At 66.3% G+C, this 498-nt stretch carries 1 protein-coding gene; it reads right to left on the bottom strand.

Features of this window, described 5'->3' with window-relative positions; genetic code table 11:
* Window positions 1-498: AMP-binding enzyme (locus ACW9H9_RS28785; RefSeq protein WP_457370558.1), on the bottom strand; the 498-nt coding region annotated here is incomplete at both ends.

Here is a 498-nt window from a genome sequence, read left to right on the forward strand (position 1 = left end):
GTCATGGCGACCCACCCGATCAACGTTCAACAGTTCGGCCCAGAGCCGCGCCAGGGCGGTTTCGGTGTCCCCCCTCGGCGCTTCATACTCATGGGTTCTCAGCGCGGCCAGGTCCGGTGCCGGCAGGGCCTTGCGGTCCAGCTTGCCGTTGGGGCTCAGCGGCAGCGCCTCCAGGTGCACAAACACCTGCGGCACCATGTAGTCAGGCAATTGCGTCCACAGGTGCGCGCGCAACGCGTCGGTTTCGGCCGGTGCGCCGGTGTAGTACGCCACCAGGCGCTTGTCGCCCGGCACGTCTTCACGCGCCAGCACCGCGGCTTCCTTGACCTGCGGGAATTCACCCAGGCGCGCCTGGATTTCCCCCAGTTCGATGCGCAAGCCACGGATCTTCACCTGGTCATCGTTACGCCCCAGGTACTCGATGTTGCCGTCGGGCAGGAAGCGCCCGATGTCCCCGGTGCGATACAGCCGACCCTCGCTGAACGGGTCCTTGAGGAA

The organism is Pseudomonas sp. SDO5215_S409 (assembly GCF_054071325.1).